This window comes from Pseudomonas sp. RC3H12 (genome assembly GCF_018596375.1).
Classification (GTDB): Bacteria; Pseudomonadota; Gammaproteobacteria; order Pseudomonadales; family Pseudomonadaceae; genus Aquipseudomonas.
In genome coordinates, this window is sequence record NZ_CP075595.1 from 856958 (window position 1) to 882975 (window position 26018).

Annotated in this window: 12 protein-coding genes and 1 pseudogene; 9 read left to right on the forward strand and 4 right to left on the reverse strand. The window is 62.5% G+C overall.

Translation table 11 applies throughout. The annotated features are described in order from the left end of the window. Both KHO27_RS04050 and KHO27_RS04055 read right to left on the reverse strand, forming a co-directional pair. Positions 1 to 1722: a hypothetical protein gene (locus KHO27_RS04050; RefSeq protein ID WP_214501244.1), complete on the reverse strand. Its 1722-nt coding sequence runs from the start codon at positions 1720 to 1722 to the stop codon at positions 1 to 3. A gap of 156 nt (positions 1723 to 1878) precedes the next feature. Next, a complete protein-coding gene (locus tag KHO27_RS04055) occupies positions 1879 to 2082 on the reverse strand; it encodes a response regulator transcription factor (RefSeq protein ID WP_094010633.1) in 204 nt (67 codons plus the stop codon). A gap of 244 nt (positions 2083 to 2326) precedes the next feature. On the opposite strand from KHO27_RS04055, the gene KHO27_RS04060 reads away from it, so the two are divergent. From KHO27_RS04060 to KHO27_RS04080, 5 genes are all read left to right on the forward strand, one after another. Further along, entirely contained in the window at positions 2327 to 3580 is a 1254-nt protein-coding gene (locus KHO27_RS04060) for an HlyD family secretion protein (protein ID WP_250888403.1), read from the forward strand. A 10-nt stretch (positions 3581 to 3590) separates the two neighbouring features. Beyond that, the gene (locus tag KHO27_RS04065; RefSeq protein WP_214501246.1) at positions 3591 to 5744 is read left to right on the forward strand and encodes a peptidase domain-containing ABC transporter; all 2154 of its coding nucleotides are present in this window, start codon (positions 3591 to 3593) and stop codon (positions 5742 to 5744) included. Further along, the gene (locus KHO27_RS04070) at positions 5741 to 7153 is read left to right on the forward strand and encodes a TolC family protein (RefSeq protein ID WP_214501247.1); all 1413 of its coding nucleotides are present in this window, start codon (positions 5741 to 5743) and stop codon (positions 7151 to 7153) included. The genes KHO27_RS04065 and KHO27_RS04070 overlap by 4 nt, the downstream gene beginning before the upstream one ends. Before the next feature lie 1257 nt (positions 7154 to 8410). Next, on the forward strand, positions 8411 to 9523 hold the full coding sequence (locus tag KHO27_RS04075) for an SbmA/BacA-like family transporter (protein ID WP_214501248.1): 1113 nt from the start codon (positions 8411 to 8413) through the stop codon (positions 9521 to 9523). 27 nt (positions 9524 to 9550) lie between these two features. Then, on the forward strand, positions 9551 to 10696 hold the full coding sequence (locus tag KHO27_RS04080) for a cupin-like domain-containing protein (protein WP_214501249.1): 1146 nt from the start codon (positions 9551 to 9553) through the stop codon (positions 10694 to 10696). 21 nt (positions 10697 to 10717) lie between these two features. Here the strand turns inward: KHO27_RS04080 and KHO27_RS04085 are convergent, their stop codons facing one another. Continuing rightward, positions 10718 to 11155: an Lrp/AsnC family transcriptional regulator gene (locus tag KHO27_RS04085; RefSeq protein ID WP_094010627.1), complete on the reverse strand. Its 438-nt coding sequence runs from the start codon at positions 11153 to 11155 to the stop codon at positions 10718 to 10720. A 133-nt stretch (positions 11156 to 11288) separates the two neighbouring features. On the opposite strand from KHO27_RS04085, the gene KHO27_RS04090 reads away from it, so the two are divergent. From KHO27_RS04090 to KHO27_RS04105, 4 genes are all read left to right on the forward strand, one after another. Beyond that, positions 11289 to 12188: a DMT family transporter gene (locus KHO27_RS04090; protein WP_214501250.1), complete on the forward strand. Its 900-nt coding sequence runs from the start codon at positions 11289 to 11291 to the stop codon at positions 12186 to 12188. A gap of 149 nt (positions 12189 to 12337) precedes the next feature. Then, positions 12338 to 14032 (forward strand): ShlB/FhaC/HecB family hemolysin secretion/activation protein, encoded by a 1695-nt coding sequence (locus KHO27_RS04095; protein ID WP_214501251.1) that lies wholly within the window; start codon positions 12338 to 12340, stop codon positions 14030 to 14032. Between the two features lie 56 nt (positions 14033 to 14088). Beyond that, positions 14089 to 25119: a two-partner secretion domain-containing protein gene (locus KHO27_RS04100; protein ID WP_214501252.1), complete on the forward strand. Its 11031-nt coding sequence runs from the start codon at positions 14089 to 14091 to the stop codon at positions 25117 to 25119. Positions 25120 to 25122: 3 nt separating this feature from the next. Further along, positions 25123 to 25482, forward strand: coding sequence for a hypothetical protein (locus tag KHO27_RS04105; RefSeq protein ID WP_214501253.1), 360 nt, complete (start codon positions 25123 to 25125; stop codon positions 25480 to 25482). 96 nt (positions 25483 to 25578) lie between these two features. Here the strand turns inward: KHO27_RS04105 and KHO27_RS04110 are convergent. Next, positions 25579 to 25902 (reverse strand): annotated as a pseudogene (locus KHO27_RS04110) (IS4 family transposase); the annotation flags it as partial. Between the last annotated feature and the right edge of the window lie 116 nt (positions 25903 to 26018).

Here is a 26018-nt window from a genome sequence, read left to right on the forward strand (position 1 = left end):
TCACCTCGCGAGGCCAGGGTAGAAGTTCAATGCTTGTCTGATTTCTTCATCGCCATCGGCCTCGGCCAGTAGCGCCTCCAGGGTCAGCGCTTGTGCAGCACGCCCTGGTAAGGTGAAGCAGCCGGTTTCAGGGTTGAAGCTGATGGCCAGCGTGGCAGTTGACCAGAACGGCAGGGCGTCCGGCTGTTCATGGCCGAGGTTGAAGCGAGCCGCCAGCAGCGCGTGGTCTTGCAAGGCATGCAGGGCCGCTCTTCGGTCACCGTCCGGTTTCTCGTCGAGGGCATCGATCTGGCTTTGCAGCTCATGCAGCACGCGGTGGCTGCGGTTCAGCCGCGTGGCATTGATCAGCAGGGCGAGGTGCAAGTGCCGGCGGTCGATGCCGTGATCGCCAGCCACCTGAGCAACCCTGTCAAACAGCTGACCGTAACTTGAGCGCAGTTGAGCGTCCAGCGTGGGATTGCTCGCCAGCCAGGCTGGGCCGGCTGCTGCAGTGTCCTGGTCCAGGCTGGCCAGCAGGGCGTGAAAGAGCGCTCCACTCCAGCGTTCATATCCGTCCCAACCTACTGCGTCGGCTATGGAGGTGACCGTGAACGGGTCAAGTTCCAGAGCACGGTGCAGTGCCGTGGCAAAGGCGGTGAACTCCGGGGCATTTTCCACCGCGCGCAACAACCAGAGCGGGAACCCGGCCTGAGCGATCTGATACAGGTGCAGGTAGTGGTTGTAGCGTTGGGTAAAGTGCTCCGCAGTCGTTTGCCAAAGGCGTAGCGAAACGTCGCCTGTCACGACCGCATATTTGCCCAGGTAGTAACACAGGCTCTGCAGGCTTTGCACGGCGGGCAGGTATTCGGTATTGAAACGGTCGATGCTGGAGCGGTCGTGTATAGCGTCGTCAGTGAAAAGGCAAATACCGCTGAGGTCCAGCCAGCCGCCTGTAAGTGAAACATTGGATGCGCTGACATTGAAATGGATGATGTGCTTTGCTCGCGCAGCAGCGAATTGCTCGGCGTAGCGGTCGGCCAGTTCAACAAGGCCACTTTGCAGGCGTTGTTCGAGTGCGGGCATCTGGGCGGTCGAGCCTGGTGCCGCGGGGAGGAATTCGACAAGTCGCTGAATGGCCTGTTTTACCCGCAGCGCATCCTCGCCCAAACCATCCAGGCGCTTCTGTCTGAAGTAAACGGACCTGATGAAATGCGCGGGGCGCACAACCGGCTGACGCACGAGAAGGCCGCGTTTCAACGCCCCTTTCCACGTGTCATAGGTCAGACCGGTGTCGAGGATGGCCACGGTGCGCGTCGCCCCGAAAGGCAGCACCGACTCGATGATCTCTGCCCAGATCGATTCATAGAGCGCGGTGGTCAGCGACAGGTTGCCATCCCCATGGCCCGCGTCGACATCATGACCGACCAGGGCATTGGCCCCCAGCCCCTTGAGTTGCCAGGTGCCATCGAACCCGCAGCGCGCGCCACCGCCGTTGCTTAGAATACCGTCGCCGCCATAGCGTTCAGCCATGAAAGTCTTGCGCGGTGCGCTGTCGCACCGCGGCACGGCCTCGGGCTTGATCAAGTAACTGTAAGAAGCGAGTACGTCATCCGAAGTCTGTTGTTGGCACAGCGACTCGTTGAGATAAACAACTTCACAGCCTTCGATAAGTACGGCGTCGAAAGGGACGAATACTTCGTGCAGCTCATTGAGTTGAGCCGCTTTATTGTCTGGGGCGTTCATCGGGAAAGCGTAGTTTCGACAGTGGTGGACAGGTGGGTGCCGAAGTGGCCAGTCAGCGTATCGAACTGGCGGGGCAGTGACTGTTTATACCTCACGGTCATGCCAAAGTGCCACCCTACAGGTGTAGGATGGCCTGAACTTCAAGAGTGTGGATAATCAAGCATTGTGCGCAGGAACTTTAGACGCATTGATAAGAATCGCCAGTTCAATACGGCTGCTGATATTCAATTTCTTGAATACCGAAGACAAATGGTCTCTGACGGTGTGCTGGCTGATACCCAATTGTTGCCCGATTTCCTTGTTGGTCAATCCTTTTGATAAACAGTGAATGACGTCATGTTCTCGTTCCGTGATGTTCAACGCATGTTCCCTTAGTGTTGCAGTTGCCGACTGTCAGGCGGCGGATGGTAAAAATCGAGTGGCTGTATGTGCTGTCCTGCTCATGGTGGGGTGGGACGAACGGTCAGGTCAAAAATTTAGTGCGCAGGCCCATTTTTTATCGGCCACCGAGGGCGACCTCTTGACGCGATTGGCCCTGTGGGGTTGAGCCGGGAGCATGACGCCCGGCCAAAAAAAGGATGACTGCGTGACAGGTAAGGCCCCCTTGTTTCGACACGAAGCGCTGGCCGCGCGACAGACCAACTGGCTGGGTGACATCGTGCTGGTCCGGCCCGTTTCGTTCACGGTGATGACACTCGTGGCGTTGTTGCTCGCGGCGATGGTCGTGAGTTTTTTCTTCTACGGCAGCTATACCCGGCGCAGCACAGTCCCGGGTCAACTGGTGCCGTCATCCGGGCAGTTGAAAATACACGCACCGCAGTACGGTGTCGTGCTGGAGCGTTTCGTCGAAGAGGGTCAGCTGGTAGAGCAAGGGGCTCGGTTGTTGCTGATTTCCAGTGAGCGCTCGGTCGACTCGGGGCCTGTCCAGGCAGAGGTCAGCGATCAGCTCCAGCGCCAGCGTCATTCCTTGGAGGAAGAGTTGCGCAAGCAGCAGCAACTGCAAGTCGAAGCGCGGCTGAGCCTGGACAGCAAATTGCAAAGCCTGACTCAGGAGCTGGACACGCTGGCCCAGCAAATCGCCAGCCAGCAGCGGCTTGTGCAACTGGCCAGCAATGCGGCGGAGCGTTACCAGGGCCTCATGGACAAGGGCTACATCTCCATGGACCAATTGCAGCAGCGGCAGGCCGAGCTTCTTGGCCAGCGCCGGAGCCTGCAGGGGTTGGTGCGCGAGTCCACGGTGCTCAAGCAGCAGTTGGTCGAGCGCCAGCACGAACGGGCCGGGCTGGCCGCGTTACACGGCAATCAGCTGGCCAGTATCGGCCGCTCCCTGTCGTCGGTGCAGCAGGCGCTGATCGAGAGCGAAGCCAAGCGCTCACTGGTCATCACGGCGCCGCAGCAAGGCGTGGCCACTTCCATTCTGGCCGAGCCGGGGCAGGTCGTGGACAGTTCGCGATCATTGATGAGCCTGGTGCCGGCGGATGCCAACCTGCAAGCCGAGTTGTATGCCCCCAGCAAGGCCATAGGCTTCATCCGGGCGGGCGATGCCGTGTTGCTGCGTTACCAGGCCTATCCCTACCAAAAGTTCGGCCAGCACCATGGCCAGGTGATTTCAGTGTCCAGAACGACGCTTTCGGCCGCCGAGCTTGCCAATGTGGTGGGGACCGTGCCGGGCCTGGGAGGCGACGGCGAACAGATCTATCGCATCCGCGTGGAGATACAGAAACAGGCGGTGCTGGCTTACGGTGAGTCCCGGCCCTTGCAGGCGGGCATGCTGCTCGAGGCGGATGTCCTGCAGGAAACCCGGCATCTGTACGAGTGGGTGCTCGAACCGCTCTACAGCCTGACCGGCAAGCTCTAGGAATGCATGCATGAACTACATCGATGCCATTACCCCGACACTGGGGCGCCGTCTGCCGCTGATCCTGCAGACCGAGGCCACCGAGTGCGGGCTCGCATGCCTGGCCATGATCGCTGGCCTGCACGGCCACCATACGACCCTGATGGAGCTGCGCCGGCAGTTCAGCGTCTCGCTCAAGGGCATCACCCTCAGGCAACTGATGCAGACTGCGCAGCGCCTCGATCTTGGCACTCGGGCGGTAAGGCTGGAGCTGAGCGACCTGGACAAGCTCAAGCTGCCCTGTGTGCTGCACTGGAACTTCAACCATTTCGTGGTGCTCAAGGCGGTCAACGGGCAGCGCCTGACCCTGCATGATCCCGCGCAGGGGGTACGGCAACTGAGCCTGGCCCAGGCCAGCGAATGTTTCACCGGCGTTGCGTTGGAGGTCTGGCCCGAGCCGGGCTTCGAACCGCAGGCTGCCAAGCCCCGACTCGGCTTGACGAGAATGCTCGGCCGCGTCAGCGGGCTGTACCGCGGCCTGGTCCAGGTGTTGCTGCTGGCGCTGGCGCTGGAAGTGTTCTCGCTGGTCAGCCCGTTCCTGTTGCAATGGACCCTCGACAATGTGCTGGTCACTCAGGACCGCGACTTGCTGAGCACGCTGATGATCGGCTTCGGCCTGTTGCTGCTGATGCAGCAATTGGTCAGCGCCACGCGGGCCTGGGTGATGATGCACATGAGCACCTTGCTGAGCGTGCAATGGCGGGCGAACGTCTTCAGCCACCTGTTGCGCCTGCCGATCCAGTACTTCGAGAAACGCCACCTGGGTGATGTGGTGTCTCGCTTCGGGGCTGTCGATCAAATCCAGCATACGCTGACCGCCGCATTCTTCTCGGCGATTCTCGATGGCCTGATGACCGTCGCGACCCTGGCCCTGATGTTCCTCTACAGCCCCCTGCTGGCGATGATCGCGGTACTGGCCATGGTGGCCTACATCGGCGTGCGCTGGGCGTGGTATGGCCCGCTGCGCCGTGCCAGCGAGGAGCAGATCGTGCATGCGGCCCGCCAGCAGAGCCACTTTCTGGAAACCCTGCGTGGCATACGCACGCTCAAGCTGTTCCAGCGGCAAAGCGAAAGGCGTTCCACCTGGCTGGGGCTGCTGGTCGCGCAGATCAACGCGGGGTTGCGCACGCAGAAACTGCAGTTGCTCTATACCCAGCTCAATGCGTTGATCTTCGGCCTGGAAAACCTCTGCACCATTGGCTTTGGCGCTGCGCTGGTGATGGACAACCACTTCACCGTTGGCGTGCTGATGGCGTTCGTGGCGTACAAGAGCCAGTTCGTCAGCCGTGTGGCGAGCCTGGTAGACCACCTGTTCGACCTGCATATGCTGCGTTTGCAGGGCGAGCGTCTGGCTGACATCGTCCTGCAGCCGCCCGAGGAGCAGCGCGATGCGTGCCAATCGGTGAACTGGCCAGCCGGGCGGATGAGCATCGACATCCAGAACCTCAGCTACCGCTACTCCGAGCATGAGCCGCTGGTGCTCGATGGCATCGACCTGCGCATTGCTCCCGGAGAGTCCGTGGCCATCACCGGGGCCTCGGGATGTGGCAAGAGCACCCTGGTGAATGTGCTGTTGGGGGTATTGCCGCCCACCAGCGGACAGATCCGCATGGCGGGGCATGAACTGCGCCAGCTGGACCTGGAATCCTGGCGCGGGCGGATCGGCACGGTGATGCAGGACGACTGTCTGTTCGCCGGCTCGCTCGCGGACAACATCACCTTCTTCGAAACGAGCCCCGATCTGGAATGGGCCATGGAATGCGCGCGCATGGCCGCCATCGATGCCGACATCGCAGCCATGCCGATGGGCTACAACACGCTGGTGGGCGACATGGGCACCGTACTGTCGGGCGGGCAGAAACAGCGCGTGCTGCTGGCCAGGGCACTGTACCGGCGGCCGGATATTCTCATCCTCGACGAGGCCACCAGTCATCTCGATGTGGCCAGCGAGCAGTGTGTCAACGCGGCGGTACGTGCACTCGATGTGACGCGAATCATCGTTGCCCACCGTGCCGAGACGATCGCCTCCGCAGATCGGGTAGTGCGTCTCGAGGCGGGGCGGGTGGTACTTGATCAGCGGGTGGCGTGCGTGTCGTCGGACCTGGGCGAAGCTGTCACGCCATGAGTGCAGGTGTCTTCAATCGTTGCCTGCTGGTGCTTGTGTGCGCATGGGCGCCCTGTGCTGCTGCACTGGACGTGTTCTCGACCGCCGACGCCGTGGCGCCTGCGGCCGTGCTCCAAGGCTCAGGCCTGGGTGCGGCCTGCGTGGATGGGGCGCTACCGGAGGTGCTCAGCCTGGAGGTCATGGTCGAGCGGGTGTTGTGCCACGACCCCCAGGCCCGGCACGCCTGGGCGCAGGCCAAGGCCCAGGCGGCGCAGGTCGGGGTAGCGCGCTCGGCGTACCTGCCCAGGCTCGATGCCACGGCCACCTACAGCCGCGGGCGCAACGACACCCGTTACGAACAGGCCGACACCTCGGCCCAGGGGCGTCAACGTCAGCTGGACCATCGTCTGAGCCTGAGCTGGGTGCTGTTCGATTCCGGCCGGCGTGAAGCCGACCTGCGCAATGCGCGGCAGTTGCTGGTGGCGGCCAATGCCAATCAGGATGAGCGCCTGCAGGAGGCCTTTGTGCAGGCAGCCAGCCTGTACTACGACACCCTGGCCGCCCAGGACAGGCAACGGGCCGCCGAGCAGGTTGCCGCGCTGGCCGCGGAAAACCTCAAGGATGCCAGCGCCAAGTTCGACGCGGGCGCCGCCGCGCTGAGCGACCGCCTCCAGGCGCAGACTGCCTACTCGCAGGCCAGCCTGAACCTGGTCCGCGGCCAGGGGGCGGTGCGTGATGCCAAAGGCCAGATCGCCTTGCGCATGGGGCTGGCGCCGCAGACGCGGTTGATGCTGGCGCAAACGCTGACACGACGGCCGGACACCGCCTTCGTCAAAGGCCTGGATGCACTGCTCGAGCAGGCGGGCAACGACCACCCTGCGTTGATCGCCGCCAAGGCGAAACTGGAGGCGGCCAAGGCAGCCGTCGCCGAGCGCGAGGCTGCCGGCCGCCCATCGCTGTCGTTGATTGCCTCGCTGTCGGATGTGAAGACCCATCAGGCCATGGCTTACAACGGCGATAGTCATATCCGTGACAACAGCGTTGGTCTTCAGGTCAGCATCCCGTTGTTCGAAGGGTTCGGGCGCACCTATCAGGTTCGGGGTGCCCGGGCCAGGGTGCAGGCCCAGGAAGCAGAACTGGCCGATGTTCGACAACGTGTGGCGTTGGAGTTGTGGGCCAGTTACCAGGCGCTGGGTATCGAGACCCAGGCGCTGGACAGAACCGCCGAGTGGGTCGAGCAGGCAATGCTCGCCCTGAACGTGGTCCAGGGCCGTTATCGCTCTGGAGTGGGCAGCATGATCGAGCTGCTCAATGCTTCTTCCGCCTATGCAATGGCGGAGCAGGAGCATATTGCTGCATTGAATGGTTGGCACCGTGCGCGATTGCGTCTGGCGGCGAGCTTGGGGCGCCTGGGGTTCTGGGCGCTTTGATCGCTGCTGTTAGATAAGGTGAGTCGCGTGCGCCTAGCTGAAGACAAACGTGTTTCCATAAAATCATAGGGAATTTTAATAATGCGAGATATCACGGAAGACGAGCTTGAGATGGTGGCAGGCGCCTTTGGTCCTATTGGAGCAGTGGGGGGCGCGATAGTGACAGTTGCTACCTATCTGGGCACTCAAACCGGTGGTGGGAGTGTCAATGCAGCTGACTTGGCGTTAGCAGCAGCGTCTGGCGCGCTAATTGGTGCTATCACTGGACCTGTAGGCATCGGAAGCATTGCTGCGGGAACAACAGCAGGTTTTGGGGGGGGAGTGATTGCAGGTAATGGATCCAGACTTTGGGGCAGTGCTTCCACCGGCGCTTAAGAGTTAGTCATGATATGGGTAACTTTAAAGGTGAGGACTCTTTTTCTTCATGAGAATAGTTTGCTCGGTATCTAGGGTGTGGAGGGGAAGGTGATATATTTAATAGATTTGCTTGTCGTATTGCTGTTGGCGGTGCTGTTCAAAAAAATGGCAGGCTACCTGAAGGTGAGATATGGGTGGAATACTGATCATTTGCTGTTTTTAGTTTCAGTTCCGGTGATTTATCTATTGATTTATTTTGTTGTTCATCCCTCGTTGTCCAAGTATTTCTAGACGATGTTGGTGTTCGAATATAGAGCTAAAGTAGATCCCGGACGAGAGATAATAGAGCGCCTGCAAAGTGCTTTCGATGGCCCTTTGCCAGGGTAGGCAATTCGGTCAATTTTTATCGCTTGACCGCTTTTCAAGGTCGGGAGAGGCTGAAGCAGACCAGAAATGTTGGGTGTTTTAGCCTCTTTTCGACTGGGCGAGTCAATGAACGCCCTCCCTACACCTGTAGGGTGTCGGGCGTGGTTAGGTGACGATACACTGAATGCGATTAGTGGCACTAGGCCTTCTGCCGACAAAAGCTGTTAGATGATAGATCTGGAGTAGAACTAATGAACGCGTTAGTCTCGATGGTCGTAACCATCTCGATCGGAATAGTCGTGGGTACGGCTGCTGATTATTGGATGCTTGATAAATTTGTTAAATACGCATTGATGGCAGTGGTGATAACGTTGTCGCTACGGTTGTTGCGTAGAAGTAAGATTTAAGGCAGTTATTGTTGGCTTTCTGTGGCCGGTTCGCGGCCCTGTACGCAAGGCTCAGGTTGTGCGTGCAGAGTGTATATAAAAAGTGATGCGCGCTCCGCTAATAATGAATTTTTACTCCGTGATGTCAATGAAATATAAAATCGCTAGCGGGAATGATAGCGTCCCTGAAAATGCGTCATTTCTGCGTAAGACCTTTTGTTTGGTGTCGTTGTACTGGAAGAGTGAAGAGAAGCTATTTGCCTGGTGCTCACTGGTGGCCTTGGCGGTATTGTCGCTGCTGGCCGTAGCTACCGCGCTGGCTATCAACGAATGGTACAAGCACTTCTACAATGCCATCCAAGCACTCGATGCCTTTTCCTTCTATCGTCTGGTGCTGGTATTCGTTGCCATCGTGCTGCTGTCGGTATTGCGCTCTGTCTTGATCACCTATTGGGTCGATGTTTTCGCATTAAGATGGCGGCGCTGGTTGACCAATCACTATCTGTCGGCATGGGTGGTCGAGTCGAATCGCCCCGAGCAGATCGAGCAGCAGGTCGACAACCCCGATCAGCGCATCGCCGAGGACATCAACAAATTCACGTTTGAGACCATCGATCTGGCCTGCGGCCTGTTCTACACCCTGGCCAGCGTGGTCTCGTTCAGCGTGGTGTTGATCAGTATTTCAGGCAGTGCGCAACTGTGGGGCTTGAATATCCCCGCCTACATGTTCTGGGCTGCCATTTTCTATGCGCTGCTGGGCACCTTCATCAGCCAGAAAATCGGCTTCAAACTGGTCTCCTTGAGCAACAATCAACAGCGTTCCGAGGCGGATCTGCGATATTTCCTCATCCGTTTCCGGGACCACTCCTGCGAGCAGGGGGATCAGTCAGGCCGCAATGGCGAAAAAGACCGCATCAGTGAAAAGCTCGATGTCAGCCTGGCCAATATGCGCCGCACTATCCGCGTGAAGATGCGTCTTTCGTTGTTCACCGAGAGTTACAGCCAGCTCTCGCTGGTGTTCAGTAGTCTGCTGGCGGTTCCGCGCTTCTTTTCCGGTGCCATCCAGTTTGGTGACGTCATGCAGATCAACTCGGCGTTCGGCAACCTTTGCGAGAATCTCAGCTGGTTCATCAATGCCTATCACCGTCTGGCCGACTGGAAAGCCACGACGGACAGGTTGATCTCGTTCGATGGCGCATTGGCCGAACGCTCCGAAATGGAGGGTGTGACGCGTGGGCACGGAACTGTCTTCGCAAAGTAGCCTGAAGCGACTTGATCGGAGTCCGACATGTTAGTGCAATCCGCGCTGTCGTCATTGTTTGCACGAGCCAATGAAGTGGGGGTTGCCGGTACCTTCCAGTTCGTGTTTTCCGGGCAGCAACACTTCTGGGTGTGTGCGCCGGCTTGCACCCAGGTTCATGCGGGCATGCATCCACAGGCAGATGTGACCATCGCCATGGACACGTCAGTGTTTCTCGCAATCATGCAGGGGCAGTCCGATATCGAAGCGCTCTTTGCCCAAGGGCAGCTGAAAATCGACGGCCGCCTCGGGCTGGCGACATTGCTTCCGCGCCTGGTCAGTCGAGCATTGCATGGCGGCGATGGGGAACGGGTGGAAATGGACCGCCGCTACCCGGCTCGCCCTCGCTTCAGCGAGCAATTATCGGCTCGTCTGGACATGCGTGGCGGGATCGAGCGGCGTACCGCGCGACAGCTTTCGGTACACGAGTTCACAACCCGTTACCGGGCAGCCGGCAAACCCTTGGTGCTCAGCTCGGCACTCGACGATTGGCCATTGGCGAAGATGTCGATGGGGCAAGCCCTGGAGCATTTTGCCGACGTACAGGGCATCAGTCGGCACGGGCACTACGCCGACCATGCGTTCTCTTCCGGGCGTGAGTTCAAGGCCACAAGGGTGGTGGATTTTGTCGCCGGGATGGAACAGGCGAGTAAGCCGACCGGCGACGAACCGGCTGTGTACATGGGAAACAATCAGGTACCGCAGCAATGGCTTCAACTGATCCGGTTTCCCGAGTTGTTCGAGCGGGCACAGTATATAGCGCCAAGGTTCTGGCTGGGCCCGAAGGGCACGCTGACGCCACTTCACCGAGATGACAGCGACAATCTGTTTGCCCAGGTGTGGGGTGAGAAATCGATGCTGCTGGCCGCACCGCATCATCGCGAGGCCTTGGGCAGTTGGGCGACTTCACCGGATGGCGGCCTGGAAGGATGTGATTTCAATCCGGACAAGCCGAACTGGGAGGATTTCCCGACAGCCCGGAATGTGGAATTCCTGCCCGTTCGACTGAGGCCTGGCGACCTGCTGTTCTTGCCTGAAGGCTGGTTTCATCAAGTCACTTCGTTGAGTACGTCGCTATCGATCAACTTCTGGACACGTTCGGTGCGTGTTCCGGCTGAAGCATGCGTCGGCTGACGTCTGCACTGCCGGACCTTCTCAGTCCATCGGCGGCAACCGCCGCTTCACCGGCGTCTTCTTGATGATCGCGGTATTGGTCTCGGCCAGCACATTCAGTCGGTCGAGCAGCGTGTCCAACTGCTCCATCGAGCGCACATGCAGGCGGGCGATGAAGCAGTCCTCGCCGGTCACCTTGTCGCACTCGGTGAACTCGGGGATGGCGACGATCTGCCGTTCCACCTCCTGCAGTTGCCCCGGCAGCGGGCGAATGCGCACGATGGCCTGCAACTGGTAGCCGAAACAGCGCGGGTCCACCTCTACTGTGTAGCCGCGCAGCACGCCGCGCTCCTCCAGACGGCGCAGGCGCTCGCTGACGCTGGGCGCCGACAGGCCGCTGATCTGCGCCAGGGCTTTGAGCGAGCGGCGCGAGTCCTCCATCAGGGCGTTTATCAGTAACTGGTCGATGTCATCGGTCATGGCTACCTCGTTAGGTGATTTTCCAAATCTGCCTTGATAGTAAAGGTGTATGAGTCGATCTGCCTTGGTTATCCGCTGGAAGGTCAGCCTCAACCCTCCGCATACTGTGCCCATCGTCGACAGGAGGTGTGAGATGGACAATTCGTTGCGCCGTGGTTCGCTGGAAATGATCGCCGCCATGCTGATCTCCGGGACCATCGGCTGGTTCGTGCTGGTGTCCGGGCAGCCGGTGCTGGAGGTGGTGTTCTGGCGTTGCGTGTTCGGTGCCGGCACCTTGCTGCTGATCTGCGCGGCCATGGGCTTCCTCAAACCAGGCGTGCTGACCCGTGCCACTTTCCTGCTGGCGGTGGTCAGCGGGGTGGCGATCGTCGGTAACTGGGTACTGCTGTTCGCCTCTTATTCGCGGGCATCGATCGCCATCGGCACCGCGGTGTACAACGTCCAGCCGTTCATGCTGGTGGGGCTGGCGGCACTGTTCCTGGGCGAGAAGATCACCTTGGCCAAGCTGACCTGGCTGAGCGTGGCGTTTCTCGGCATGCTGGCCATCGTCAGCGCTCATGGCGCGGGGCAGGCCAGTGGTGGCGAGTACCTGCAGGGCATCGCCCTGGCGCTGGGCGCGGCCTTCCTGTATGCCGTGGCGGCGCTGATCATCAAGCGCCTGACCGGCACGCCGCCGCACCTGATCGCCTTGATCCAGGTGAGTACCGGCGTCTTGCTGCTGGCGCCCTGGGTGAAGCTGGGCGGACTGCCGGGTGAACTGCCGGCGCTCGGCAGCCTGGTCACGCTGGGCATCGTGCACACGGGGTTGATGTATGTGTTGCTGTACAGCGCTATCCAGCGCCTGCCTACGGCGTTGACCGGTGCGTTGTCATTCATCTACCCGATCGCCGCGATCCTGGTCGACTGGGTGGCCTTCGACCATCGCCTGGCGCCGTTGCAGTGGCTGGGGGTGGGGCTGATTCTGCTGGCGGCGGCCGGCATGCAGCAGGGGTGGTGGTTTCGTGCTGTCGCCAAGCCTGCGCAGCAGCGCTGAATGATTGGGCTAGGAGGTCCTGTAAACGGAAACGAATCAGCCTGCAGGGATTCGGGGTGATGTCGTATTGATGGCGTGCGGCTGGTCTTGTACCCTTCGCAGCCACTTCGCAGTGATGCGATCAGATTTCCAGTGATGGACCACCTCGTATGCCCCTCGTTCTTCGCGCCCTGGCTGTCAGTCTGGCGCTGCTGCCGTTAATCGCCGGTGCCGCACCGTTCCAGACACCCGGCGATCGTGACCTGATCCGCGACCGCCAGGAGAACCTGCTGCAGGAGCAGCGCAAGCGCCTTGAGGAGCTCCAGCAACTGCCGGGAAGGCAGGCACCGCAGGCGCCTGCCCAGCCCACCGAGCAGGGGCGCTGCTTCCAGATCCAGCGCATCGACCTGCAAGGCGCCAGCCTGCTCGACGAGCCACAGCGCAAGGCGCTGCTCGAAGGCTATGAAGGCAAGTGCCTGCAGGTCGGCCAGCTCAACGACCTGCTCAAGCGCATCACCGACCATTACCTGAACCGTGGCTACCTGACCACTCGCGCCTACCTGCCCCAGCAGGATCTGGGCTCCGGCGTGCTGCAGATCATCATCGTCGAAGGCCGCCTGGAAGGGCTGGACAGCTCCGCCTTGGCCAGCCCCCGGGAAATGGCCATGGCCTTCCCCGGCAAGACTGGCGAGGTGCTCAACCTGCGCGACATGGAACAGATGGTCGACCAGCTTGGCCGTTTGCCCTCGCGCCAGGTCGAGGTGGAGCTGGTGCCCGGCCAGGAGGTCGGCGGCAGTCGCGTGCAGCTCAAGGGTCAGCGTGACAAACCCTGGCGGGTCTCGGCCAGCCGTCACAACAACGGCGACGCCAGCAGCGGCGAGCAGCAGATGAACCTTGGCCTGGAGTGGGACAGCCCGCTGGGCCTGGCCGATCAGTTGAGCCTGCGTGGCGGGCGCGATGTGGTCAGCGACCACTGGCGCCATTCCGACAGCCATGGCCTGAACTACAGCCTGCCGTGGGGCTGGTGGACCTTCAACTACAGCTACAACCACAACTACTACCGCACCCGCGACACCTCCAGCGGTTTCCCCTTCAAGCTCGACGGCGACAACAGCGTGCACCAGTTCCAGGCCGAACGGGTGATCCACCGCGACAGCCTGAGCAAGACCGCGGTCAATATCGGCGTCAGCCACCTGCGGGCGCGCAACTACCTGGACGACACCCTGATCGACGTTTCCAGCACCCGTATCACCGAGCGCCAGCTGGGCGTCAACCACGGTCGTCGCATCGGCAATGCCTTCGTCAACCTCGATGCCGGCTGGCAACAGGGTATCGGCGCGCTCGACGCCCAGGGCGCGGGCGATCCGCGCGGCAACGAACCGGTGGCGCGCTACAACAAGTACACCCTCACCCTGAGCTACCTGCAGCCGTTCCAGCTGTGGGGCGAGCAGTTCAGCTTCGACAGCCTGGCCACCGGCCAGCGCAGCGAGGATGCCCTCTACAGCGGCCAGCGCATCAGCGTCGGCGGGCTGACCTCGGTGCGCGGTTTCAAGGAGCAGACCCTCACCGGCGACAGCGGCGGCTACTGGCGCAACCAGTTGCGCTGGCGCCGGCCGGTCACCTGGGCGCCGCTGCAGCCCTGGCTACGCGAATACGGCATGGCGTTCGCCTACGACGCGGGGGTGATCAAGGGCCAGCACGGTAACGGCCAGGACCATGGCCGTCTGAGCGGCAATGCCCTGGAGTTCAACGTGCGCGGCCAGTACTTCGCCGCCAGCGCGACCTTCGCCCGCTCGCTGGAGCGCCCCGACGTCATCACCCGCCGCGAACACCCGATCTATTTCCGTGTCGACGCGTTCTTCTGAGCCCCGACCCACCCTTTGCCCGTGACACCGCCGCCCCCGCCTGGAGCTCGTTCGACATGGATATCCGCACCCCACTGAACCAATGCATCGCCCTGATCGTCGCGGGGGTGCTGTTCCTCAACCCCATCGTCGCCACGGCCGCGCAGTTGACCGTCGATGCGGCGGCCAACGCCAATACCAGCCTCAAGCAGGCCGGCAACGGCGTGCCGATCGTCAATATCGCCACGCCCAATGGCAGCGGCCTGTCGACCAACACCTTCCGCGACTACAACGTCGGCAGCAACGGGCTGATCCTCAACAACGCCACCAGCAAGACCCAGTCGACCCAGCTGGGTGGCATCATTGTCGGCAACCCCAACCTCAGGGGCCAGGCGGCCCAGGTGATTCTCAACCAGGTCACCGGCGGCAACCGCAGTACCCTGCAGGGCTACACCGAGGTGGCGGGGCAGGCGGCCCGGGTCATCGTCGCCAACCCCCATGGCATCACCTGCAAGGGCTGCGGCTTCATCAACACGCCGCGGGCGACCCTCACCACCGGCAAGCCGATCATGGACGGCGAGCGCCTCGACCGCTTCCAGGTCGACGGCGGCGACATCGCCATCGAAGGCGATGCGCTCAATGCCACCAACCTCGACCAGTTCGACCTGATCACCCGCAGCGCCAAGCTCAACACCGAACTGCACGCCAAGCAGCTGAACATCGTCACCGGGCGCAACGACGTCAAGGCTGACACCCTGCAGGCCACGCCGCGTGCCGACGAGGGCGGCGACAAGCCGCTGCTGGCCATCGACAGCTCGGCGCTGGGTGGCATGTATGCAAACACCATTCGCCTGGTCGGCACCGAGCAGGGCGTGGGCGTCAAGCTGGCCGGCAACATGGCCGCCACCACCGGCGACATCCAGGTGGACGCCAACGGCAAGGTGACCCTGGCGCAGACGTCCAGTGCCGGCAACCTGACGGTCGCCGCGCAGAGCGCCGAGCTGACCGGCAAGACCTATGCCGCCGGCAGTGCCACCCTGCGCGTGCGTGACGAGGTAACGGTCGGCCAAAGCCTCGCCGCCAAGGACAGCATCACCGTGACCGGCGCGCGGATCGACAACCAGGGCATCATCGAAGCCGGCGTGGAACCCGACAACGCCCGCAATGCCCACGGCGACGTGACCCTCACGGGCCAGACCCTGCGCAACCGTGGCAGCGTGGTGGCCAATCGCACCCTGAATGCCACCGGCAGTACCACCCTCGACAACCAGGGCGGCACCTTCAAGGGCCAAGTCACCACCCTGACGGCTGGCCAGCTGGACAACCGCAAAGGCCAGGCACTGGCCGACGACATCCTGACGGTCAATGCCAACGCGATCGACAACCGTGACCAGGGCCTGCTGCAAGGCAAGGGCAAGGCCGTGGTGGACGTCGGCACCACCCTCGACAACCGTGGCGGCCGCCTGGTGGGCCAGGGCGGCCTGCAGGTCACCGCCACCCGGTTGGACAACCGTGACCAAGGCCTGGTCGGCAGCGACCGGCAGGCCAAGCTGACCACCCACGTGCTGCTGGACAACCAGGGCGGCGGCAAGCTCAGTGCCGACCGCCTGGACATCACCACCGCCGGCCTGCTCAACGGTGGCGGCCAGTTGCTCGGCGGCGATGTGCTGATAAACGCCAGCGCCGACATCGACAACCGTCTCGGCGTGGTTTCGGCCAAGCGCCTGCTCGACCTCAAGGCCGTGGGCCTGGACAACAGCGGCAAGGGCAACCTGCGCAGCGACGGCACACTGGGCGTCAAGGTGGCGACCCTGGACAACCGTGACAACGGCCTGCTGTCGAGCCTCGGCGACCTGACCTTGGATGGAAAGCGCCTCGACAACCGCGGCGGCCTGGTCCTCGCCGACCGCTCGCTGACCGTCACCGGCGGGCATTTCGACAACCGTGACAAGGGCGCGGCGACTACCAAGGGCAAGGCCCTTATCGACGTCGAGAGCCTGGCCAACAGCGATGCCGGCCACCTGCAGAGCGATGGTCGCCTCGACCTGATCGCCGGCAAGGTCGACAACGAGCGCCTGGGCAACATCACCGCCAAGGGCGACCTCGAGGCCCACCTGGGCACCTTGAACCATCAAGGCGGCAGGTTGACCAGCCTGGGCAGCCTGCTGCTCACCGCCGACATGATCGACAACCAGCAGGGCGGCAAGATTGGCGCGACCAGCGTGGCCGACATCAGCGCGGCGCGCATCCTCAACCAGCAGGGTGAGATTTCCAGCGCCGGCAAGGTCATCCTCAATGCCAGCGAATTGCTGGACAACCAGGGTGGCAAGGTCATCGGCGACCGTGGCCTGACCCTCACCGTGCAGCGCCTGCTCAACCAGAACAAGGGCCTGCTCAGTGGCCATGACCGCCTGAGCCTACAAGGCACCGAGCTGCTCAACAACGGCGGCAAGCTGAGCAGCCACCAGCACATCGACGTGACCCTGGACGGCAAGCTGGACAACAGCGACGCGGGCCTGATCGTCAGTGACGCCAGCGTCACCCTGAATGCCGGCACGCTGCTCAACCGCCAGGGCGGCAAGGTCTCGGCCATCGCGGCCCTGGACCTGACCAGCCAAGGGCTGCTGGACAACCAGGGCGGCACCCTGGTGACCAATACCGGGCTGCTGCTCAAGGCCGGTCGCCTGGACAACAGCCACCTCGGCATCATCAGCGCCCAGGAGCACGCCGAGCTGCGCAGCGGCGCCATCGACAACAGCGCCAAGGGCAACATCGGTGCCGGCAGCCTGCTGCTGGTCGGTACCCAGCTCGACAACTACGGCTATGGCCGCATCAGCGCCGCCGGCCAGATCGACGCCACGCTGACCGGCCTCGACCAGCATGACCACGGGCAACTGGTCAGCGAGACCGGCATCGACCTCGACCTGCAGCACGGCCAGTTGGTGAACCGTGATCACGGCCTGCTGCGCTCGCCGGGCAGCCTGTTGTTGCGCCAGATCGGCGTGGTCGATAACCGCGATGCCGGGGAGATTTCCAGCAGCCGTGGTTTCAGCCTGGTCGCCAGCCGCCTCGACAACCGGGGTGGGCGAGTGGTCAGCAGCCAGGACCTGACCCTGCGCATCGCCGGCGTCCTCGACAACAGCCTGAAGGGGGTGTTGTCGGCCAGCCACGACCTCGAGGTCGCGGCCGTCAGCCTAGACAACTTCAGCGGCGGCAGCCTGGCCAGCGGCCAGGCCCTCAAGGCAACAATCGACGAGCAGCTCGACAACCACGACCAGGGCATCCTGTCCGCCGTCGGTGCGTTGACCGTGACCAGCGCCGGCTTGCTCAACAGCGAGCGCGGCCTGCTGTCGGGCAACACCGGCGTGACCGTCACCACCGGCCAGCTGGACAACCACCAGGGCGGCCAGCTCATCAGCCAGGCGGCGATGACCGTCGACAGCGCCGCGCTCGACAACCGTGGCGGTGCCTTGAGCAGCAAGCAGGCCATGAAGTTGACCACCGGCGAGCTGCGCAACGGCGCCGATGCCTTGCTGCGCGGCGGCCGGATCCACAGCGATGGCGCGTTGACGCTGGTGGCGGGGCAGGTCGATTCCAGCCAGGGCGGTGAAATTTCCGCCAAGGGCGACCTGCTGCTGCGGGTCAGCGAGCTGATCCAGCGCCAGGGGCGGCTGATCGGCGAACAGAAGCTCGACCTTGACCTGAACGGCGGCGACCTGCTGAACCAGGGCGGCCTGATCAGCGCCAACGGCCCACTGAACATCCAGCACCTGGGCAAGCTCGACAACAGCGCCGGCGAAGTCACCAGCCAGCAATCCTACAGCCTGCTCGCCCAGCGCATCGACAACCAGCAGGGCCGTATCCTCAGCGATGGCCGGCTGACCGTGGAGGCGCCACTGCTGGACAACAGCGGCAAGGGCCTGATTTCCGGCGCGCAGGGCCTGCTGGCCAAGGGGACCGACCTGAACAACAGCGGCGAAGGCACCCTGTCCAGCAAGGACGGCGACCTCACCGTGACCCTGGACGGTACCCTCGACAACCGCGAACTGGGCGCCCTGGTCAGCAAGGGTAGCCAGCAGATCACCGCAGCCAACTTGCACAACCGCAAGGGCATCATTTCTTCCGAACAGGCCATCACCCTCAGTGTCGCTGAGCGGCTCGACAACAGCGGCGGCGGCCTCGTTTCCGCCACCGGCGACCTGGCGTTCGACCAGGACGACACCGTCATCGACAACCAGGGCGGACAGATCAACGGCCAGGTGATCACCGTCACTGGCAAGCGCCTGGAAAACGCCAAGGGCCAGCTGACCAGCCGCGCGCTGCTTGACCTGACCTTGGCCGAGGCGCTGCTCAACAGCGACGGCGCGCGCCTGGTCAGTGGCGCCGACCTGTTGCTCAAGACCGGCAGTGTCGCCAACAACGGCGGCAAGCTGATCAGCCACGGCCTGTTGCGCGTCGACGCGACGACGCTGGACAACAGCCGCGGCGGCAACCTGGCCAGCCAGCAGAACCTGGTACTGCGCCTGGACGGTGACCTGCTCAACGGCCAGGATGGCCTGCTGTTCAGCGAACACGGCAAGCTCGACATCCACGCCAATGCCCTGGACAACCAGGCCGGTACGCTGAAGAGCCAGGGCGCCATCGAAGTGCGCCTGGACAAGGCCCTGAACAACCACGGCGGGCGCCTGGAGAGCCAGGCCGGCGGCCTCGAGCTGCACGCCGCGAGCCTCGACAACAGCGGCAGCGGCATGCTCAGCGCGGCCAAAGGCTTGTTCAAGGGCGTCTTCAGCGGCCTGTTCGACAACGGCGGCGGCACCACCCAGGCGCAGTCGGTGGACATCCAGGCCGACACCCGGGTGAACAACCAGGGCGGCTACCTCTCGGCCCTGGGTGGCGACAATCAGCTCGTCACCGCCGAGTTCGACAACCAGGGCGGCGGCCTGTACGCCGCCGGGCTGCTGCACCTGCAGGGCCAGCAACTGCTCAACCAGGGCGGCAAGATCGGCGCCGGACGCATCGACTTCGGCTTGAGCGGTGCGTTGTACAACGGCCTCGGCCAGCTGGAAAGCGAGAGCGACCTGCAGCTGCGCGCCAGCGAGCTCGACAACCGCACGGGCAACCTGCGCGCCCTCGGCAAGACCGGCACCAGCCGCTTCATCGTCACGGGCAACCTGCTCAACGACAACGGCGTGCTGGCCACCGCCAACCACGACCTCGACCTGCAGATCGGCGGCCTGAGCAACAGCGGCGGGCAACTGCTGCACACCGGCCTTGGCACCTTCGGCCTGGCCTCGGACAAAGTCACCCAGGCCGGCGGCGTGCTGCATACCGATGGCCTGCTGAGCATCGGCGCCGCCAGCTGGACCAACGACAGCGTGCTGCAGGCCCGGCGCCTGGAGCTGGACATCGGCCGCTTCGTGCAGACGGCCAGCGGCAAGCTGCTGGCGGTCGAGAGCTTCAAGGGCCGCGGTGGCGACTGGACCAACCATGGCCTGCTGGCCAGCGATGGCAGCCTGCAACTCGACCTCACCGGCAACTACGACGGCAACGGCCGCCTGAGCAGCCTCGGCAGCCTGGGGCTGAGCGCCACCGATATCCGCCTGTCCAGTGCCGCCAGTCTGGCCGGCGGCGCGGGCAGCGTGGTGACCGCCCGCAACCTGCTGAGCAACGACGGTCGCCTGACCGCCCTCGGTGGCCTTACGGTCAACGCCGCCAGCCTGGAAAACCGCGGCACCCTCGGCGGCGCCGCGGCAGTGACACTTGCCGCCAATACCCTGAGCAACCAGCGCGGCCTGGTGTTCAGCGGCAACGACATGACCCTGCGCGTGGGCAGCCTGAGCAACTACTACGGCGACATCTACAGCCTCGGCGGCCTGGACCTGGCCGGCAACGGCAGCGCCCGCGCCGCGTTGCTGGACAATATCTCCGCCAGCATGGAAAGCGCCGGCAGCATGACCCTGGCGGTGGACACCTTGCTCAACCGCAAGGAACACCTGACTTCGAAGCAGAAGCTGGTCGCCGGCTACGTCAACGTGTATTCCGATGACCGCTGCAAGGGCAAGGGCTGCGAGCTGTACTTCTCGGCCACCGAGAGCTGGCAGGATGTCATCGACCAGGACAGCCCCACGGCCTTCATCACCAGCGGCGGCAAGCTGACCTTTGCCGGTGACGCGTTCCGCAACCACTACAGCAGTGTCTCCGCGGGCGGCGATATCGCCATCAATACGGCCGTGTTCGAGAACAAGGGCGCCGGTGGCGGCGAGCAGCGCAACCTCACCGCCAGCATGTACACCCGTGATCGCGGCCAGTACAACGCGTTCATCAACGCCAAGAACCAGTTCAACCAGAACCCGGGTTCGCTGACCCTGGACCAGGTGATGGCCGCGTCTGGCTATCCGTATGCCAGCATCTATGACGTCATCGACAACAAGACGCCGATTGCCGGCGCCGTGGTCGCCCCGGCGGTGGTGCAGTCGGCCGGCGCGGTGACCATCAACGCCACCCAGCGCATCGACAACAGCGTGGTGCGCGTCAACCAGGCCGGTGCCGGCACCATCAACGCCCGTGGCGATGCCACGGCCGATGCGCGCCAGGCGCAGACCCAGGTGCGCGCGCTCAACCCGCAGTTGCCGCCGGACCTGGCCCAGCGCCAGGTCAACCCGGTGACCCTGCCCAGCTTCAGCCTGCCCCAGGGCAACAACGGTCTATTCCGCATCAGCAGCCAGGCCGGCCAGGCCGCGGTCAGCGGTGACGCCCTGGGCGCAACCGCTGACCGCACCCAGGCCGGCAGCGGCACCTTCATCGCACCGCTGGCCACTGCGGCCAGCGCCGACAGCCGCGCGGCGTCGGCGCTCGGTGCCGACAGCGCGGCGTCTGCCCAAGGCGCCGTGGCCGGCTCCGGCGTGGCGCTGGGCGGTTTGGCCGCTGGCGTCAAGCTGGTCCAGGGCGTACCTGAGCGCAGCGTGCCGAGCGTCTCGCACAAGTACCTGGTAGAGACCAACCCGGTCCTGACCGACCTCAAGCAGTTCCTCAGCTCCGACTACATGCTTGGCCAGCTCAATATCAAGCCCGACCAGGCCATCAAGCGCCTGGGCGACGGCCTCTACGAGCAGCGCCTGATCCGCGAGGCGGTGGTGGCCCGTACCGGCCAGCGCTACATCGACGGCATGACCAGCGACGAGACGCTGTTCCGCTACCTGATGGACAACGCCATCGCCAGCAAGGACAAGCTGTCGCTGAGCGTGGGCGTGTCGCTCAGCGCCGAGCAGGTGGCGGCGCTGACCCACGACATCGTGTGGATGGAAAACATCGAGGTCAACGGCGAGACGGTGCTGGCCCCGGTGCTGTACCTGGCCCACGCCAACGGCCGCGTGGCCCCCAACGGCGCGTTGATCCAGGGCCGCGACGTCAACTTGATCAGCGGCGGCGAGCTGGTCAACGTCGGCACCTTGCGCGCCACCAACAACCTCGCCGTCAGCGCCACCAACATCGGCAACGCCGGGTTGATGGAAGCGGGCGGGCGCCTGGACATGCTGGCCACCGAGTCGATCCGCAACGCCCAGGGCGGGATCATCGCCGGGCGTGAAGTCAGCCTCACCGCGTTGACCGGCGACGTGATCAACGAACGCAGCGTCACCCGCCTGGAAGGCCGCGCGGGCGGTGAGCACGTGACCAAGGACCTGGTTGACACCGCCGCGCGCATCGAGGCGGCGAACAACCTGACGATCACGGCGGGGCAGGACATCGGCATTGTCGGCGGCGCCGTGCAGGCCGGTGGCAACATCGACATGGATGCCGGCCGTGACCTGATCATCGCCAGCCAGGAAGGTGTCGACAGCCACGAGTACCAGCGCCGCCGCGTCAGTGGCCACGACACCAGCATCACCCAGTACGGCAGCGAGGTGAAGGCCGGCGGCAACCTCACCGCCACGGCCGGCCAGGACCTGAGCATCGTCGCCAGCGAAATCGAGGCCCGCCGCGACCTGGCCCTGCAGGCCGGGCGCGACGTGACCCTGGCCGCCGCGGCGAACGAGGAGCACAGCTACGCCAAGGGCAAGAAAGGCAAGACCAAGTACGAGCGCCAGGAAGACGACGTCGAGCAGCAGTCGGCCGAAGTGAAGGCCGGCGGCGACCTGACCATCGACGCCGGGCGCGACCTGCGCATGGTGGCGAGCAAGGCCAGCGCCGGCGACGAAGCCTACCTGGTGGCCGGCGACAAGCTCGAGCTGCTGGCCGCCAACGACAGCCAGTACTCGCTGTATGACATGAACAAGAAGGGTGCTTGGGGGAGCAAGAAGACCCAGCGTGATGAAGTGACCGACGTCAAGGCGGTGGGGAGCGAGATCACCAGTGGTGGCAACCTGACCCTCGAGAGCGGCGGTGACCAGCTGTACCAGGGCGCGAAACTCGCCTCCGGTGCGGACCTGACCATCGACAGCGGCGGTTCGGTGACCTTCGAAGCGGTCAAGGACATGCATCAGGAGAGTCACGAGAAGAGCAAGGGTGACCTTGCCTGGAACAGCATGAAGGGCAAGGGCAGCACCGACGAGACCTTGCGCCAGAGCCAATTGACGGCCAAGGGCGACCTGGTGATCAAGGCGGTGGATGGCTTGAAGGTCGATGTGAAACATGTCGACCAGGCGACCATCAGCCAGAGCATCGACGCCATGGTCGCGGCCGATCCACAGCTGGCTTGGCTGAAGGAAGTCGAGAAGCGCGGGGATGTGGACTGGCGGCAGGTGAAGGAAGTGCATGATTCCTTCAAGTACAGCCATTCCGGGCTTGGGGCTGGGGCGCAGATCGTTATTGCCATCATCGTCACCTACCTGACGGCCGGGGCGGCCGGCACAATGATTGGCAATGCCACAGGTGCCGTGGCAGGTTCCGGCTCGGCTTTGGCTGCAAGCGGAACCGCGACCGCCACTGCCGTGGCCAATGGCGCGGTGGTCGGTTCGACAGTTTCAGCCGGTTGGGCAAACGTCGCGTTGAGCAGCATTGCCACAGCGGCCACCAACAACGCCGTTGTGAGCGGTATCAACAACCGGGGCAACCTTGGGGCGGTATTCAAGGATGTGACCTCATCGAGCAGCCTTAAGGGGTATGCCACAGGCGCAATTACTGCCGGGGTTACCGCTGCCTATCTCAATGATGCGTTTGGCATTTCCGCCGATGACCTGAACAAGCCTACCTTTGGCTTCGATCTGAGCAAGCTGTCGGGCTTCGGCAAGTTTGCCGGTTACACCGGCTCGCAGGCAGCAATCGGCGCTGTGGCCAAATCCGCGCTGGAAGGGAGCAGCCTGGGTAGCAACCTGACCGATGCAGGCAAGACCTTCGTGGGCAATGCGTTGTCGGCGGCCATCTACAAGCGACTGGGTGACAAGCTGTACTTCGAAGGGCTGCCGACCAAGACAGTGGCGCACGCCTTGGTCGGTGGTCTGATCGCCGAGGCCGCGGGTGGTGATTTCCGCACGGGGGCGATTGCGGCAGGTGCGAACGAAGCCTTTGTCGCCACCGTTGGTGAGCACATTTTCCCCGGGGAGTCGCATGAGCAACTGCTGACCATGACCTCGCAGTTGCTGGGGCTGACCGTGGCCGCAGGTTTGGGGGCCGATGAGAAAGGGCAGCAGGTGGCAGGCTGGGTGGCGCAGAACGCAACCCAATATAACAACCTCGATCACCCGACTGCGGAGCGCATGCTCGGTGAGTTGAAGGCATGTCGGGCAACCAAGCAGTGCACGGCGGGCAGGATCCAGGACATCCTCGATCGATACGAAAGCATCTCCATCGCCCGCTCGAAGGCGATGGACGATTGCAAGACGCGCGCATGCGCGCAGGGGCTGGTCGACAGCGCGGTTGTCATCGACAGCCCAGTTGCCAAGGAACTGATTGCGTTCTTTAAGAGCCAGGGATACGACACCGTCGGTCTGCTCAATGGCAGCCCAGGGCAACACCTGATGCCGTCGATGAACCCTGCCGGTACCGGCGGCTTGTTTGTGCCCGATAAGGACCTGTTCACCGCGAAACTCATCAAGGAAGGCTGGTTGACGCCTGCGGAGCAAGCCGGGCTTCAGCGATGGGATACGGAAACATCATGGCTGGACAATGCCGCTGGTCGTAAGTTGACGATCAAAGAAAAGGCTACGCTGATCACCGAACTGGGTACGACCGGGGCGCTGGCCATCATGGCCGGTGGCCGAGGCGTAGTCGCTGCGACGGGGGGCGGCAAAGGTAAAGCTGGAGAGGGTAAGGTCAGCCCGGGCGAGGGCGCGAAGGTCCCGCCATGCCCGCGTTGTTTCGCAGCCGGCACCCTGGTGGCAACGCCGGATGGCGACCGGGCGATTGAAACGCTCAAGGTCGGCGATTTGGTTTGGACCAAGCCAGAGCACGGCGGCAAGCCGTTTGCCGCGGCGATCACCGCGACCCATGAGCGGGATGACCAGCCGATTTATCGCCTGGCCCTGGAGAGCACCCGTACCGATGGCGCGGTAAGATCGGAAACATTGTTGGTGACACCGAGCCACCCGTTCTATGTACCTGCCAAGCGTGATTTTGTGCAGATGGGCGAGCTACAGCAGGGGGATCTGTTGCAGTCGCTGGCAGATGGAGAGGGTGAAGGGACGTCGACTCGGGTGGTCTCGGCGCGGTTGTACAAGCCGGTTGGGAAGACGTTTAACCTGACGGTGGATATGGGGCATACGTTCTATGTGGGGGATCTTAGGACATGGGTACACAATACTGGTGGGCCATGTGATATTCCTGTTGGTGCAAAAGCAAATGAGGGATCAGTAAGTCATGTCTCTGGAGTGAATCTTTCTAAAAGTCAGTCTAAGATGATTGCTGACTTTGAAGCGGCAGGGTATCCAACAAAACCAGTGGTTTCTCCAACCAGCGGAAATGTGGTTGGAACTCAGTACATCTTGCCTGATGGTTCGCGAGTTCGGGTGATGCAGGCAGATGGCCGAAGTCCCCGGCGCGCATCATTTGAGAACTCCAATGGTGGACCTGTGGACCCTACTACAGGAAAGCCGCCGCACCCCCCGCAGGGTTTATCAAAGGCGGAGCGAAAGCAATGGATAAGAGAACGTACGCATATTGAGCAAGTGGAATAAGCAATGAATAAATTTTTGCAGGCTGTGGCTATTTTGTTGCCAATAAAGATTGAAAGAGTATTATGGGATGGCGATAAGCTTATGCTTTTCTCGTTGGGTTGGAGCTTTCAGACTGAGAGTGCATGGCGTGTGTCAAAGGATGGGGATTTGCTGTTTGCTTGTTGGGATAATGACGCTAGCGATCTTGTTTCTGGATTGTTGAATTTATCCGTTCTTGAGGTGAGTTGGCTAATTGATGATCAGCCAATTGATCCATGCTTTAAATTATCTGACGGTCGTGTGTTGAATGTGTTTTGTTCGTCATCAACCGAACCTTGGGTTATGGAGTTGTCGGGCGGGGCAGTTTATGTAGGTAATACTTAATTTTTGAGTTTCTGTTGGTGCAAAAGAGATAGTTAAGCTCCCTGTTCTAAAAGGGAAAAAAGGGGACGAAAAAAAGGGGGCAGATTTGAATGGCACTTACTTAACATGCTTCGGATGCCCATGTTTCCTGATATCTGCCCTTGCTGATCGACGTGGTTTGGTCAGCAAGGGGTAGGCCTGGGGCCTTCGCTTTATCGCCCGAGGCTCGACACGACCAGGCCGGTTGCCTACACGCCTTTGAGCAATCAGCATCAGCAAATCTGCCAACCGATCCTCCCCCTCGCCGTAGCTGCGCTGTCGTAGCGCCAGCCATAGCTGGAGGCTGTGCTTGAAACTCAGTTCGCGTGGCAAGCAGTCGGCCATTAACGCCGATTGTGACATGAGCATTCGGATCAGGTTGTGTGCCAGCAGATAGACCCACCGGAAAAGGGGACAGATTTATTTTTCCTACTCTAATTCCAGCTCCTGGCAGCGAAGGGATCTAGCTGTCATGTAGGTAGGCCGAGATTAGGGTGGGGGAAATAAATCTGTCCCCT

Coding starts and splice junctions, on each gene's coding strand:
- KHO27_RS04050 (WP_214501244.1), bottom strand. CDS start 1,722: ATGAACGCCCCAGACAATAAAGCGGCTCAACTCAATGAGCTGCACGAA.
- KHO27_RS04065 (WP_214501246.1), top strand. CDS start 3,591: ATGAACTACATCGATGCCATTACCCCGACACTGGGGCGCCGTCTGCCG.
- KHO27_RS04070 (WP_214501247.1), top strand. CDS start 5,741: ATGAGTGCAGGTGTCTTCAATCGTTGCCTGCTGGTGCTTGTGTGCGCA.
- KHO27_RS04075 (WP_214501248.1), top strand. CDS start 8,411: ATGAAATATAAAATCGCTAGCGGGAATGATAGCGTCCCTGAAAATGCG.
- KHO27_RS04080 (WP_214501249.1), top strand. CDS start 9,551: ATGTTAGTGCAATCCGCGCTGTCGTCATTGTTTGCACGAGCCAATGAA.
- KHO27_RS04085 (WP_094010627.1), bottom strand. CDS start 11,155: ATGACCGATGACATCGACCAGTTACTGATAAACGCCCTGATGGAGGAC.
- KHO27_RS04090 (WP_214501250.1), top strand. CDS start 11,289: ATGGACAATTCGTTGCGCCGTGGTTCGCTGGAAATGATCGCCGCCATG.
- KHO27_RS04095 (WP_214501251.1), top strand. CDS start 12,338: ATGCCCCTCGTTCTTCGCGCCCTGGCTGTCAGTCTGGCGCTGCTGCCG.
- KHO27_RS04100 (WP_214501252.1), top strand. CDS start 14,089: ATGGATATCCGCACCCCACTGAACCAATGCATCGCCCTGATCGTCGCG.
- KHO27_RS04105 (WP_214501253.1), top strand. CDS start 25,123: ATGAATAAATTTTTGCAGGCTGTGGCTATTTTGTTGCCAATAAAGATT.